Source organism: Peribacillus sp. YIM B13472, from assembly GCF_042788005.1.
GTDB lineage: Bacteria > Bacillota > Bacilli > Bacillales > DSM-1321 > Peribacillus > Peribacillus simplex_E.
The window spans coordinates 170981-184353 of the sequence record NZ_JBHZPG010000003.1 but is presented as its reverse complement, the minus strand read 5'-3'; the positions used below and the strand labels follow the sequence as shown (position 1 = coordinate 184353).

Here is a 13373-nt window from a genome sequence, read left to right as displayed (position 1 = left end):
TAGTTTATGCTACAATTCAAAAGTGAAGATTTGATTAGTTTGGGGGAAAAAATGTGTTTTATTATTTGATTGCCCTTTTGGTCATAGCTCTCGATCAGCTGACAAAATGGATGATTGTGAAAAAAATGGAGTACGGAGAAAGCATTGAAATTATTGAAAACCTTCTATATATCACCTCGCATCGTAATCGTGGGGCAGCATGGGGAATTCTACAAGGTCAAATGTGGTTTTTCTACATCATCACCATCGCTGTCATTATTGGACTTGTCTATTATATTCAGAAAATGGCGAAGGAAAGCATTTTGCTTGGAGTTGCACTTGCTCTCATGCTAGGCGGTGCGATTGGTAATTTCATCGATCGTGTTGCTCGTCAGGAAGTAGTGGATTTCGTTCATACCTATATTTTCAGCTACAGTTTCCCGGTATTTAATGTTGCTGATGCTGCGCTTTCAATTGGTGTCGGACTGCTCGTGATTCATATGTTTTTAGAAGAAAAAAACGCTAAGGAGAAAGATAATGGATAAAAGGTTATACAGCATCGATGAAACACTAAAAGGAGTTAGGATTGATAAGGCTCTTTCCACTTTGAATGAGGAATGGTCACGTACTCAGGTCCAGCAATGGATTAAGGATGATCATGTTTTGGTAAATGGCACGGCGATAAAGACGAATTACAAAGCTATTCCTGGCGATACAATCGAAGTGACGATTCCTGATCTTGAGGAATTGGATGCGGTAGCAGAGGAAATGGATTTGGATATCTATTATGAAGATAAAGATGTACTCGTTGTTAATAAACCAAGCGGCATGGTCGTCCATCCGGCACCGGGACATGTATCTGGCACGCTTGTAAATGGATTGATGGCTCACTGCAAGGATCTTTCTGGAATTAACGGAGTCATGCGGCCTGGAATCGTCCATCGAATCGACAAAGATACATCCGGTTTATTGATGGTTGCCAAAAATGATATGGCACATGAGAAACTGGTACAGCAGCTTGTTGACAAAACGGTTACCCGTAAGTATCAAGCTGTAGTCCATGGTGTGATCCCTCATGACTTCGGAACGATCGATGCACCGATCGGCCGCGATAAAAAAGATCGCCAAAGCATGACTGTAACAGATTCGAATTCCAAAAATGCTGTCACGCATTTCCGTGTCATCGAACGCTTCAAAGCTTTCACTTTGGTGGAATGCCAGCTTGAAACAGGAAGAACACATCAAATCCGTGTTCACATGAAATACATTGGCTTCCCGCTGGCGGGAGATCCGAAATATGGTCCGAAAAAGACACTGAAATTAGATGGACAAGCATTGCACGCGGGTCTTCTAGGTTTCATTCATCCACGTACAAATGAGTATATGGAATTCGAAGCTCCGATTCCGGAAGAGTTTGAAAATCTAATTAATCAATTGCGTAGAAGTAAGGATTGACAAATTCGTTTTTCTGATATATTATAATAACAACTTAATAAGAACCTTTAACACAGTTCAGAGAGACTGAGAAGGAAACGGATACGCAAAGTGGGATAACCATGCCCATTGCGATAAAATCCTCATGCCTTCTTGGCATGAGGATTTTTTGTTGGAATTGACCTATCAGAAAAAAGGAATCGGGGTGGCCGACGTGTTGAATGAGAAAGCCATAGTACTTGATGAGCAGGCCATTAGCAGAGCCTTGACAAGAATTGCCCATGAAATTATTGAGAAAAATAAGGGCATTGAGGATTGCGTCTTAATCGGGATACGTACTCGCGGGATTTTCCTCGCTGACCGACTTGCAAAGCGCATCAATCAAATAGAAGGCAAGGAAATAGAACTTGGTGAACTGGATATTACACTTTATCGCGATGACCTTTCGAAAAAGACCAATAATGGGGAACCCATCGTAAAAGGCTCAGACATTCCGGTCAATATCACTGACAAGAAAGTGATTTTAGTGGATGATGTTCTTTTCACAGGCAGAACCGTTAGAGCGGCAATGGATGCTTTGGTGGATTTGGGAAGACCTTCGCAGATCCAGCTCGCGGTATTAGTAGATAGGGGACATAGGGAATTGCCGATTCGCGCGGATTTTGTCGGGAAAAACGTTCCGACTTCCCAATCTGAAAAAATTACAGTTACTTTAACAGAAGTAGATGAAGTAGATCAAGTTACTATATTAGAAAACTAAACAACATGAAAATTTTATATTACCCTTTTAAAGACAGTCCAGAGAGGCTGGCAAAGGGGAGTCAATCGGGAGAGCTGTGCCTACGCATAGGCATTCGCCTTCTGAGAAACCCTCTTTGTATACAGCAAAGAGGGTTTTTGCAGTTTTGATGGAATTTTCATGAGGGGGATACGGAATTGGAAGAAACTAAAAGGGACATCGTACTGGATGTCGAGGACGTGCCAAAGGCTGGCCAGTGGATTACGTTAAGCATCCAGCATTTGTTCGCCATGTTCGGTGCAACGGTGCTGGTGCCATTCTTGGTAGGATTAAGCCCGGCGGTAGCCCTGGTTTCAAGCGGATTGGGCACACTTTCATACTTATTGATAACCAAAGGTAAGATACCAGCTTATCTCGGTTCATCTTTCGCTTTCATTACGCCAATCATCGCGGCTAAGGCTCTAGGAGGTCCGGAAGCGGCCATGATCGGCTGTTTTGCAGCAGGGTTCATATATGGGATAGTAGCTTTGATTATCCAAAAAGTCGGATTGCGCTGGTTGATGAATATACTTCCTCCGGTTGTGGTGGGTCCGGTGATTATCGTAATCGGATTAAGCCTTGCCGGAACGGCCGTGGACATGGCAATGTATGATCCACAAGATAAATACAGCGTCACTTATATAGTGATAGCGCTGATCACTTTAGCGGTAACCATCATCTGCAACGTGTTCTTTAAGGGATTCATTAACTTGATCCCCATTTTAATGGGAATCATAGTTGGCTACGGCTGTTCGGCTGCTGCAGGAATAATAGATTATGAACCGATCAAGTCAGCACAATGGTGGGAAATGCCTGAATTCATGTTTCCATATGTAACCTATACACCGTCCTTCTCATGGGAAGTCATTGCCATCATGGTACCGGTCGCCATCGTAACTTTATCAGAACATATCGGACACCAGATGGTACTGAGCAAAGTAGTCGGCAGAAATTTTTTGGAAAATCCCGGTTTGCATCGCTCGATTTTAGGAGATGGAGCAGGAATCATGATTGGTTCCTTAATCGGTGGGCCGCCGCTGACTTCATATGGCGAGAATATTGGGGTCCTGACTATGACAAAGGCGTACAGTGTGTATATCATCGGTGGGGCAGCATTGACTGCAATCATCTTTGGCTTTAACGGTAAGATTTCAGCAGTCATCAGCTCGATACCTACAGCTGTGATGGGCGGTATTTCCATCTTGCTCTTCGGTATCATCGCATCAAGTGGATTGAGGATGCTGATTGATAATAAGGTCGATTTTGACAAGAAAAGGAACCTGATGATAGCTTCAGTCATCCTGGTGTTAGGAATCGGAGGAGCGTTCGTACAACTATCGGAAACGGTATCGCTTTCCGGAATGGCACTTTCAGCCATCGTCGGAATCCTTCTTAACTTGATTCTTCCGGACCGTGAAAAAATATCCGGAGATATATTTGAAAAATAAGATACTGCATCTAAACATTAAATCACCTTTTAAAAGAAGTCCAGAGAGGCTTAAAAGGGTGTTGCTGTAAAGAATGAGAACGGGATAAAGTGTAAACCATTCCGTGTCCTCACACTCTTTATGACCTACACCCTGTCCTTAATGGCGGGGTATTTTTTATGCCCCGCATCACAAATGTGAAAGGAGCAGGATCAATGAAAAAATTATTGACCATGAATGAATTGACTTTAACTGATATTGAAAGAATTTTACATGAGGCAGAGTGTTTTGCCAACGGATCTAGCTGGAATCCAAAGCAGCAGACCACAGTTGCCAATCTCTTCTTTGAACCAAGTACACGTACAAAATCAAGCTTTGAAATGGCAGAAAGAAAATTGGGACTTGAGGTCATTCCTTTTGATGCGGGTACATCATCCGTGTTAAAAGGTGAAACCTTATATGACACTGTTAAAACTTTAGAAGCAATAGGTGTAAATGCCTTGATCATCCGGCATGAACAGGATAATTATTTTGACGAATTGAATGAGAAGATCGGGATCCCAATAATCAATGCAGGAGATGGCTGCGGAAATCATCCAACCCAATCATTACTGGACTTATTGACGATAAAACAAGAGTTTAAAAATTTCAAAGGCCTGAAGATTGCCATAATCGGTGATGTGATGCATAGTCGGGTTGCGAAATCGAATGCAGAAGCATTAACTCGATTAGGAGCGAATGTCGTATTTTCGGGTCCGCCTGAATGGTTTGACAGAACAAACAGTTTAGGAAGGTATGAAGACATCGACCATGCAGTAGCTACCTCGGATGTGGTCATGCTGCTCAGAATACAGCATGAAAGGCATATTGAAAAATACGATCAGGCAAATGGTGATTATCTGGAAAGTTTCGGCCTGACCAAACAACGTGAAAAAAATATGAAACCGGGTGCAATCATCATGCATCCTGCACCAATAAACCGCGGTGTTGAAATAGACAGTGATTTAGTCGAATGCAGCCGCTCAAGAATTTTTAAACAAATGGAGAATGGCGTGTTCATTAGAATGGCCGTATTAAAAAATGTGCTTGAACAATCCGAAGGGGGAAACATTCATGAAAACAGTAATCAAAAATGGAGTTTTGCTAGATAATAAAAACTCATTCAAAAAAGCAGACATTGAAATGGAAGGCAAGGTCATCACAAAAATCGGCGAGAACTTAGCAACGGAAAATTGTAAAGTAGTTGACGCTGAAGGGTTACTTATTACATCAGGATTTGTTGACCTGCATGTCCATTTACGCGAACCGGGCGGTGAACATAAAGAAACAATCGCAAGTGGAACGCTTGCAGCGGCAAGAGGCGGTTTCACTACGGTAGCGGCGATGCCTAATACAAGGCCAGTTCCCGATACAGTGGAAAACCTTGAAGCGCTAAACAGGAAAATTGAAGAAACGGCTCATGTCAGGGTACTCCCATATGCATCCATTACGATTAGGGAAGCAGGCAAGGAGTTGACCGACTTTTCTTCATTAAAACAAACGGGTGCTTTCGCCTTTACGGACGATGGCGTGGGAATTCAAGAAGCAGGGATGATGCTGGAAGCGATGAAACGGGCAGCCGCTCAAGATATGGCCATAGTTGCTCATTGTGAAGACAATAGCTTAATCAATAAAGGCTCCGTCCATGAAGGAAGATTCTCAAAAGAACAGGGAATCAATGGAATTCCGTCCGTATGTGAAGCTGTACATATTGCCCGGGATATCCTCCTTGCTGAAGCGGCGGAGTGCCATTATCACGTTTGCCATATATCCACGAAGGAATCGGTAAGGACGGTAAGGGATGCCAAACGCGCTGGTATCCGCGTCACAGCCGAAGTTACACCGCATCACTTATTATTGTGTGAAGATGATATACCGGGACTTGATACGAATTATAAAATGAACCCGCCATTAAGGGGCCGTGAAGATCGGGATGCGTTGATAGAAGGACTGCTTGACGGAACCATCGATTTTATAGCAACGGACCATGCCCCGCATGCGGCAGAGGAAAAAGCGCAGGGAATGCAGCTGGCTCCTTTCGGAATAGTAGGATTGGAAACGGCCTTCCCGCTGCTTTACACCGAATTGGTTAAAAAGGGCGTCATTACATTAAAACAATTGATCGATTTCATGACAATCAAACCATCTGAAAGTTTCTCCCTTCCTTATGGAGAGCTAAAGGAAGGTGCAATCGCGGATATCGTGCTCATCGATTTGGAAACAGAAAAAGAAATTAATGCTGAAGAGTTTGCTTCAAAAGGAAAAAATACACCTTTTAATGAAAAGAAATGTTATGGCTGGCCAGTCATGACGATTGCGGAAGGAAAAATAGCTTGGGAAAAAGGACGTGTTCAAGGATGAAAAGACAGCTAATTTTAGAAGACGGGACAGTATTCCTTGGGGAAGCATTCGGAGGGGACGTAGAAAAAATAGGTGAAGTCGTTTTTAACACAGGAATGACGGGGTACCAGGAGATTCTATCCGATCCATCCTATTGCGGTCAAATCGTTACACTTACGTATCCATTAATCGGGAACTACGGGATAAACCGGGATGACTTTGAATCCATCAATCCAGCGATATCAGGATTCGTCGTTAAGGAAACAGCAGAACTTCCTTCCAACTGGCGAAACCAATTATCACTTGATGAATATCTGAAAATGAAGAACATACCTGGAATAAGCGGAATCGATACGAGAAAGCTGACAAGGATCATCAGGAAATCAGGTGCACTTAAAGGGGCGCTCTGCAATATCAATAAAGATGCAAAAGAAGTGGTTTCCCAGTTGAAAGCAACGGTGATTCCTTCTAATCAAGTGAAACAGGTTTCGACAAAAGCACCTTATTCCAGTCCGGGCAGAGGCCCGCGGGTAGTTCTTGTAGACTATGGCATGAAGCATGGGATTTTACGTGAGTTGACGAAGCGCGGCTGTGATGTCGTGGTTGTGCCTTATAACGTCACGGCCGAAGAAGTGTTGCAATATCATCCGGATGGCGTGATGCTTTCAAACGGTCCTGGAGATCCGAAAAGTGTTCATGAGACGCTTGAAATGATCCGTACAATCCAAACGCAAGTGCCATTATTCGGAATCTGTTTAGGACATCAATTATTTGCACTTGCAAACGGGGCGGATACGGAAAAATTAAAATTCGGCCATCGAGGTTCTAATCATCCGGTTAGGGACCTTCGTACCGGAAAGGTATCCATCACATCTCAAAATCATGGATATACAGTAGAAGAGCTTTCCATTGAAAATACAGATCTTATTGTGACACATACAGCATTGAATGATGATACGATTGAAGGTCTGCGCCATAAAAAGTATCCGGCTTTCACCGTACAATATCACCCGGAAGCATCACCAGGGCCGGAAGATGCCAACTACTTATTCAATGAATTCTTACAAATGATTGAAGCTGCAACCAACAAGGGGGAAAAAACATGCCAAAACGCACTGATATAAAAAGCATCCTAGTAATTGGTTCCGGTCCGATCATCATCGGACAGGCCGCCGAGTTCGATTATGCAGGAACCCAAGCGTGTATAGCCTTAAAAGAAGAAGGTTATCGAGTGATCCTGATTAACTCTAACCCTGCTACAATCATGACAGACACTGAAATGGCTGACGCGGTTTATATCGAACCGATCACATTGGAATTTGTCAGCAAAATCATTCGTAAAGAGCGCCCGGATGCACTGTTACCTACATTGGGCGGACAGACAGGCTTGAACATGGCAGTTGAGCTTGCCGAATCAGGAATCCTGGAAGAATGCAATGTCCAGATTCTTGGGACCAAACTTTCGGCTATCCAACAGGCGGAAGACCGTGACCTTTTCCGTACGCTAATGAACGATCTTGGGGAGCCAGTGCCTGACAGCGACATTATTCATAACTTGGAAGAAGCTTATACATTCGTTGAACGAGTCGGCTATCCGGTCATTGTTCGTCCAGCCTTCACGCTTGGCGGAACAGGCGGTGGGATTTGTGATAACGAAGAGCAGCTTATCGAAATCGTTGAGGGTGGCCTGAAAAGCAGCCCGGTTCACCAATGTCTGCTTGAGAAGAGCATTGCCGGTTTCAAAGAAGTTGAATATGAAGTGATGCGTGATTCCAACGATAATGCAATAGTCGTTTGTAATATGGAAAACTTCGATCCTGTCGGTGTCCATACAGGCGATTCAATCGTTGCGGCACCAAGCCAAACATTAAGTGACAGAGAGTATCAAATGCTTCGTAATACGTCTTTGAAGATTATCCGCGCCTTGAAAATTGAAGGTGGATGTAATGTTCAGCTTGCGCTAGATCCAAACAGCTATCAATATTATGTCATTGAAGTGAACCCAAGGGTCAGCCGTTCTTCGGCACTTGCTTCAAAAGCGACTGGTTATCCAATTGCGAAGCTAGCAGCAAAGATAGCCGTTGGTTTGACGCTCGATGAAATGATGAACCCTGTCACTGGCAAAACCTATGCCAGCTTTGAACCGGCACTGGACTATGTCGTTACGAAAATTCCGCGCTGGCCTTTCGATAAGTTCGAAAGCGCCAACCGTAGGCTCGGTACCCAAATGAAAGCGACCGGAGAAGTCATGGCAATCGGCCGTACATTCGAGGAATCAATCTTAAAAGCTGTCCGTTCCCTTGAAGCGGGTATATTCCATCTTAATTTGAATGACGAGTTTGAGGATGGAAAGATAGAGAAACGGATCAGAAAAGCCGGAGATGAACGGTTATTCTATATCGGTGAAGCGTTAAGAAGGGGAAAAACGATCGAAACCATCCACGAATGGAGCCAGATCGATTTATTCTTCTTGCATAAGTTGAAAAAGATAATCGACTTTGAAAAGCAGCTTAAAGAACATTCTTTTGATTGTGAAGTATTGCAAAAGGCTAAAGAACTAGGGTTTTCTGACAAAACGATCGCAGAAATATGGGGAGTTCCCGAAATTGATGTCTATGAATACCGGAAGCAGCAAGGAATCATCCCTGTTTACAAAATGGTTGATACATGTGCTGCCGAATTCGAATCGGAAACTCCGTATTTTTATGGGACATACGAAGATGAGAATGAATCCATCGTCACTGACAAGAAAAGTGTCATTGTTCTGGGATCAGGCCCAATTCGGATCGGGCAAGGAGTAGAGTTTGATTATGCGACCGTACACTCGGTATGGGCCATTAAGGAAGCGGGATATGAAGCGATCATCATCAACAACAATCCCGAAACAGTTTCGACGGATTTCAGTATCTCCGACAAACTTTATTTCGAACCATTGACTATTGAAGATGTCATGCATGTCATCGATTTGGAAAAACCGGAAGGGGTCATCGTCCAGTTTGGCGGACAGACAGCAATCAACCTTGCAGATGGTCTTGTTGAAAGAGGAGTGAAAATCCTTGGTACTTCACTTGAAGACCTGGATAGGGCGGAAAATCGCAATAAATTCGAAAAAGCACTTAAGGATTTAGGCATCCCTCAGCCAAAGGGCAAAACTGCAACATCGGTTGATGAAGCGATCGTCATCGCTGAAGATATCGGGTATCCGGTTTTAGTAAGGCCATCGTATGTCCTCGGAGGAAGAGCGATGGAAATCGTCTATAAACAAGAAGAATTGCTGCATTACATGAAAAATGCCGTGAAAATAAATCCGGATCATCCTGTCCTGATAGACCGCTACTTAACGGGTAAGGAAATCGAAGTTGATGGTATTTCCGATGGTGAAACGGTCGTTATCCCTGGGATCATGGAGCATATCGAACGCGCCGGCGTCCATTCAGGTGACTCGATTGCAGTTTATCCGCCACAAAACTTAACGGAAAAACAAAAAGAAGTAATCATCGATTATACGACCCGATTGGCAAAAGGCTTGAATATAATTGGTCTCTTGAACATTCAATATGTCATCAGCAATGAAGAAGTGTATGTGATTGAAGTAAATCCACGTTCAAGCCGAACCGTTCCATTCTTAAGTAAAATTACGAATGTGCCGATGGCTAACTTAGCCACGAAGGTCATCTTGGGCCACACACTTGAAAGCCAAGGTTACAAATCGGGGTTAGTGCCAGAACAAACTGGGGTCTATGTGAAAGTGCCGGTCTTCTCATTTGCAAAATTAAGAGGTGTGGACATCTCACTCGGACCTGAAATGAAATCGACTGGTGAAGTAATGGGGAAAGATAGCACCCTTGAAAAAGCTTTATATAAAGGGCTGGTCGCTTCCGGTTTCAAGATCAAGGGGCATGGTTCGGTGTTATTGACGATATCGGATAAAGATAAGCAAGAAGCGCTGCTTTTAGCAAGGCGTTTCCATAATATCGGCTTCAAGCTGATAGCCACCAGCGGAACTGCTGCCCTATTGGAGCAATCAGGAATCCCGACTGCGATTGTCGGAAAAATTGGCGAAGAAGGTACAAACCTGCTGGATGTCATCCGGAACGGGGAAGCACAATTTGTCATAAATACTTTGACAAAAGGTAAGCAGCCGGCACGGGATGGTTTCAGAATCCGACGTGAATCGGTTGAAAATGGAGTGACATGCCTAACATCACTTGATACGGCAGAAGCCATTTTAAGAGTGATAGAATCCATGACCTTCTCGGCAGAAGCAATGGGAAAAACGGAAAAAAGTCGTGAGGTGAGCTATATATGATCAAGAAGGAAAGAATGAAGGTGTTAAATCATAAGGAACTGGCCCCATCCATCTTTGAACTTACCCTGCAAGGTGAATTGGTTTCAGAGATGAATCAACCAGGCCAGTTTGTCCAAGTCAAAACAACAGAAGGCACTGAGCCATTGTTAAGACGCCCGATTTCGATTTCTTCTTACAACAGCAGTGAAAAACAGTTCACGATGATATACCGGGCTGAAGGTAAAGGAACGACACTGTTATCGCAGCGTAAAGAAGCGGAAGCGGTCGATATCCTTGGACCCCTTGGCAACGGTTTTCCCGTTCATGAGGCTAAACAGGGTGAAACGGCATTATTGGTTGGCGGCGGGATTGGTGTCCCGCCCCTGTATCAATTATCACAAATGTTGGTTGCGAAAGGTGTTACGGTAATCCATGTATTGGGCTTCCAGACCAAGTCAGCCATCTTTTACGAAAAAGAATTCAGTGAATTAGGTGATACCTATATTGCCACGGTGGATGGTTCATACGGGACAAAAGGATTTGTTACGACTGTAATAGATAATCTGGAGCAAGAGTTTGCAACGATCTTTTCATGCGGGCCTACACCAATGTTAAGAGCCTTGGAATCGGGCTATCGTGAGAAAAAGCTTTTCCTGTCCCTTGAGGAAAGGATGGGATGCGGCATCGGTGCATGCTTTGCTTGCGTGTGTCATACAGGGGATGATCCAACTGGTTTCAGTTATAAAAAGGTTTGCAGCGATGGACCGGTATTCCGGGCAGGAGAGGTGGTATTATGAGCAGGCTTTCAGTTGAATTACCAGGATTACACTTAAAAAACCCGGTCATGCCAGCATCTGGATGCTTTGGATTCGGACGTGAATACAGTCAATTTTTCGACTTGGATATTCTTGGGGCGATCATGATCAAAGCGACCACTCCTGAGCCGAGGTTCGGTAACCCGACTCCGCGTGTTGCGGAAACCTCTTCGGGAATGCTCAACGCCATCGGTCTGCAGAATCCAGGTTTAAAAAAGGTCATCAGTGAAGAACTGGCCTGGTTAGGTAGGTATGATGTTCCAATCATTGCCAACGTTGCTGGTTCGCAAATAGATGACTATGTAAAGGTTGCCAGTGAAATAAGCAAGGTGGGGAATGTAAAAGCACTTGAATTGAATATCTCTTGTCCAAATGTAAAAGAAGGAGGCATAGCTTTCGGTACGGTACCGGAAGTTGCCAAAGAGGTAACCAAGGCGGTAAAGGAAGTATCTTCCGTCCCTGTATATGTGAAGCTTTCACCTAACGTCAGTAATATTGTGGAAATGGCCAAAGCAGTTGAAGATGGCGGAGCCGACGGTTTGACAATGATAAATACATTAGTCGGCATGCGATTGGATTTAAAAACGGGAAAACCAATCCTTTCTAACAGAACGGGTGGATTATCTGGTCCTGCAATAAAACCTGTAGCGCTCCGGATGATTTATGAGGTTAGCCAGCAAGTTTCTATTCCAATCATCGGAATGGGCGGCATCGCTACGGCGGAAGACGTCATTGAATTTTTCTATGCGGGTGCCAGTGCTGTTGCAGTGGGAACCGCGAACTTCGTGGATCCCTTTGTATGCCCGACCATCATCGAAGAATTACCGAAATTGTTGGATGAGCTCGGATTTGACCATATTTCAGAATGTACCGGAAGGAGCTGGAAGCAAAATGAAACAGTCACTAATAATCGCTCTTGATTTCCCTGACCTCCTTCAAACGGAGACATTCCTAAAACAGTTCCATTCGGAAAAACTGGCTGTAAAAGTGGGGATGGAATTATTTTATCAGAATGGTCCATCAATCGTTTCTTTCGTAAAGGAGCAAGGCCACGATGTGTTTTTGGACTTGAAGCTTCATGATATTCCAAATACCGTTAAAATGGCCATGACCGGATTGGCAGCTTTAGGCGCTGACATGGTCAATGTACATGCGGCAGGTGGACAAAAGATGATGGAAGCAGCCATGGAAGGTCTGGATAAGGGTACGTCCGCTGGTAAAAAACGTCCATTATGCATTGGAGTTACCCAACTGACGAGCACGTCACAAGAACAAATGAATGCTGAGCAAAACATTGCCGGATCTCTGGAAGATTCGGTGCTCCATTATGCAAAACTTACTAAACAGGCAGGATTGGATGGCGTCGTCTGTTCCACCCATGAAGTAAAGAATATACATGAACGCATCGGTCATGAATTCTTAACCGTCACACCAGGAATCCGAAGTGCAGGTGGACAGACGCATGATCAAAAGAGAATTGCCACGCCTGAACAAGCTAGGGATTTTGGAGCGGATGCCATCGTTGTAGGAAGAGCCATAACGGGGGCGGCAGATCCATTAAGGGCGTATTTGGATATGAAAGCAGCTTGGGAGGGAATATCATGTTAAATAATAAGATAGCTGAACATCTATTGGAAATAAAAGCAGTGTACTTACAGCCGAATGACCCCTTTACTTGGGCATCTGGAATTCAATCACCCATTTATTGTGACAACCGCTTAACCCTTTCATACCCAGAGGTTCGCAATGAAATAGCGGAAGGATTGAAAGGATTGATTGAACAGAATTTCCCTGAGGCTGAACTGATTGCAGGCACAGCAACTGCCGGCATTCCGCATGCAGCTTGGGTGAGTGAAAAATTAAATGCACCGATGTGCTATGTTCGATCCAAAGCCAAGGAGCACGGAAAGGGCAATCAAATAGAAGGCCGTGCTGTTCCAGGACAAAAAGTGGTGGTTGTGGAAGACTTGATTTCAACCGGCGGAAGTGTGATTACTGCTGTTAACGCGCTGAAAGAAGCTGGCTGTGATGTTCTAGGAGTCGTTTCGATCTTTACTTACGAATTGGAAAAAGGAAAAGAAAAATTTGATGCTGAGGGCATTATTAACCATTCATTGAGTGACTACTCGACTTTGATAAAAGTCGCTAATGAAAAAGGGTACATCACAGCAGAAGAATTGGAAAAGCTAAAAAAATGGCGTGAGAATCCGGCTGATACGGCTTGGATTTCTGCATGAAAATAGAGGTGGCCCAATCACAAAGGATTGGGTCAC

At 44.0% G+C, this 13373-nt stretch carries 12 protein-coding genes; all 12 read left to right on the top strand.

Annotation, left to right across the window (positions count from 1 at the left end; genetic code table 11):
* The first annotated feature begins 53 nt into the window (after positions 1 to 53).
* Complete coding sequence (gene lspA / locus ACFX4I_RS04055; protein WP_063231919.1) at positions 54 to 524, top strand: signal peptidase II; 471 nt, start codon at positions 54 to 56, stop codon at positions 522 to 524.
* Positions 517 to 1434, top strand: a complete 918-nt coding sequence (locus ACFX4I_RS04050; protein WP_076366639.1) for an RluA family pseudouridine synthase — start codon at positions 517 to 519, stop codon at positions 1432 to 1434. The genes lspA and ACFX4I_RS04050 overlap by 8 nt, the downstream gene beginning before the upstream one ends.
* A 196-nt stretch (positions 1435 to 1630) precedes the next feature.
* Complete coding sequence (gene pyrR, locus ACFX4I_RS04045; RefSeq protein WP_230301202.1) at positions 1631 to 2173, top strand: bifunctional pyr operon transcriptional regulator/uracil phosphoribosyltransferase PyrR; 543 nt, start codon at positions 1631 to 1633, stop codon at positions 2171 to 2173.
* 176 nt (positions 2174 to 2349) lie between these two features.
* Complete coding sequence (locus ACFX4I_RS04040) at positions 2350 to 3639, top strand: solute carrier family 23 protein (protein WP_377419287.1); 1290 nt, start codon at positions 2350 to 2352, stop codon at positions 3637 to 3639.
* Between the two features lie 194 nt (positions 3640 to 3833).
* Complete coding sequence (locus ACFX4I_RS04035) at positions 3834 to 4769, top strand: aspartate carbamoyltransferase catalytic subunit (protein ID WP_230301160.1); 936 nt, start codon at positions 3834 to 3836, stop codon at positions 4767 to 4769.
* On the top strand, positions 4732 to 6018 hold the full coding sequence (locus ACFX4I_RS04030; RefSeq protein ID WP_377419285.1) for a dihydroorotase: 1287 nt from the start codon (positions 4732 to 4734) through the stop codon (positions 6016 to 6018). The genes ACFX4I_RS04035 and ACFX4I_RS04030 overlap by 38 nt, the downstream gene beginning before the upstream one ends.
* A complete protein-coding gene (locus tag ACFX4I_RS04025; protein ID WP_230301158.1) occupies positions 6015 to 7121 on the top strand; it encodes a carbamoyl phosphate synthase small subunit in 1107 nt (368 codons plus the stop codon). Before ACFX4I_RS04030 ends, ACFX4I_RS04025 begins: the two co-directional genes overlap by 4 nt.
* Positions 7100 to 10306, top strand: coding sequence for a carbamoyl-phosphate synthase large subunit (gene carB / locus ACFX4I_RS04020; RefSeq protein WP_377419283.1), 3207 nt, complete (start codon positions 7100 to 7102; stop codon positions 10304 to 10306). The genes ACFX4I_RS04025 and carB overlap by 22 nt, the downstream gene beginning before the upstream one ends.
* The gene (locus tag ACFX4I_RS04015; protein ID WP_054396938.1) at positions 10303 to 11082 is read left to right on the top strand and encodes a dihydroorotate dehydrogenase electron transfer subunit; all 780 of its coding nucleotides are present in this window, start codon (positions 10303 to 10305) and stop codon (positions 11080 to 11082) included. Before carB ends, ACFX4I_RS04015 begins: the two co-directional genes overlap by 4 nt.
* A complete protein-coding gene (locus ACFX4I_RS04010; RefSeq protein WP_377419281.1) occupies positions 11079 to 12020 on the top strand; it encodes a dihydroorotate dehydrogenase in 942 nt (313 codons plus the stop codon). Before ACFX4I_RS04015 ends, ACFX4I_RS04010 begins: the two co-directional genes overlap by 4 nt.
* Positions 11992 to 12708, top strand: coding sequence for an orotidine-5'-phosphate decarboxylase (pyrF, locus tag ACFX4I_RS04005; RefSeq protein WP_377419279.1), 717 nt, complete (start codon positions 11992 to 11994; stop codon positions 12706 to 12708). Before ACFX4I_RS04010 ends, pyrF begins: the two co-directional genes overlap by 29 nt.
* The gene (gene pyrE, locus ACFX4I_RS04000; protein WP_098371060.1) at positions 12702 to 13337 is read left to right on the top strand and encodes an orotate phosphoribosyltransferase; all 636 of its coding nucleotides are present in this window, start codon (positions 12702 to 12704) and stop codon (positions 13335 to 13337) included. The genes pyrF and pyrE overlap by 7 nt, the downstream gene beginning before the upstream one ends.
* Positions 13338 to 13373: the final 36 nt, after the last annotated feature.

Bases quoted from the DNA above. Each gene is read 5' to 3' on its own strand.
- pyrE (WP_098371060.1), top strand. From the start codon at position 12,702: ATGTTAAATAATAAGATAGCTGAACATCTATTGGAAATAAAAGCAGTG.
- ACFX4I_RS04050 (WP_076366639.1), top strand. From the start codon at position 517: ATGGATAAAAGGTTATACAGCATCGATGAAACACTAAAAGGAGTTAGG.
- ACFX4I_RS04035 (WP_230301160.1), top strand. From the start codon at position 3,834: ATGAAAAAATTATTGACCATGAATGAATTGACTTTAACTGATATTGAA.
- ACFX4I_RS04030 (WP_377419285.1), top strand. From the start codon at position 4,732: ATGAAAACAGTAATCAAAAATGGAGTTTTGCTAGATAATAAAAACTCA.
- pyrF (WP_377419279.1), top strand. From the start codon at position 11,992: ATGAAACAGTCACTAATAATCGCTCTTGATTTCCCTGACCTCCTTCAA.
- ACFX4I_RS04010 (WP_377419281.1), top strand. From the start codon at position 11,079: ATGAGCAGGCTTTCAGTTGAATTACCAGGATTACACTTAAAAAACCCG.
- ACFX4I_RS04015 (WP_054396938.1), top strand. From the start codon at position 10,303: ATGATCAAGAAGGAAAGAATGAAGGTGTTAAATCATAAGGAACTGGCC.
- carB (WP_377419283.1), top strand. From the start codon at position 7,100: ATGCCAAAACGCACTGATATAAAAAGCATCCTAGTAATTGGTTCCGGT.
- ACFX4I_RS04025 (WP_230301158.1), top strand. From the start codon at position 6,015: ATGAAAAGACAGCTAATTTTAGAAGACGGGACAGTATTCCTTGGGGAA.